General features: G+C 36.8%; 1 pseudogene. It reads right to left on the reverse strand.

From position 1 onward, the window contains the following. Positions 1–335: pseudogene (locus OM075_RS26725) on the reverse strand (hypothetical protein); the annotation flags it as partial. Positions 336–386: the final 51 nt, after the last annotated feature.

Genomic DNA, 386 nt, shown 5'->3' on the forward strand with positions numbered 1-386 from the left:
AGTTTCTTGCCAGTAAAGTCAATATATACTTCTTTTCCTGCTTCATGTTCAAGTTTCATGGAGCCTTTTATTTTGGCATGTTTGCGCCTATAATGCTCCATGAACTGAGTGTAGGAATATGGTTTATCTACCTCATGTTTGTATTGGTTATAATGGTATTGAAATGTAAAACCGGGATGGTTTCTTACCTGGTTTACTTTATCAAAATATTCCATCAATTGCGAAAACCTTCCATTGTCAATGGTAGTATGGGAAGTAAAAAGTTCCTTTAGCTTGGCATTGTCCATTTCAAGGAGTTCCTTAAAACGATAATCGCTGGCCTTAAAAAGCTTCATATAATCGTTTACCGTGTTCCGGTTGATTGACAGGAGTTCCCCTATTTTACG

The organism is Plebeiibacterium sediminum (assembly GCF_026013605.1).
In the GTDB taxonomy this organism is placed as follows: domain Bacteria; phylum Bacteroidota; class Bacteroidia; order Bacteroidales; family Marinilabiliaceae; genus Saccharicrinis; species Saccharicrinis sediminus.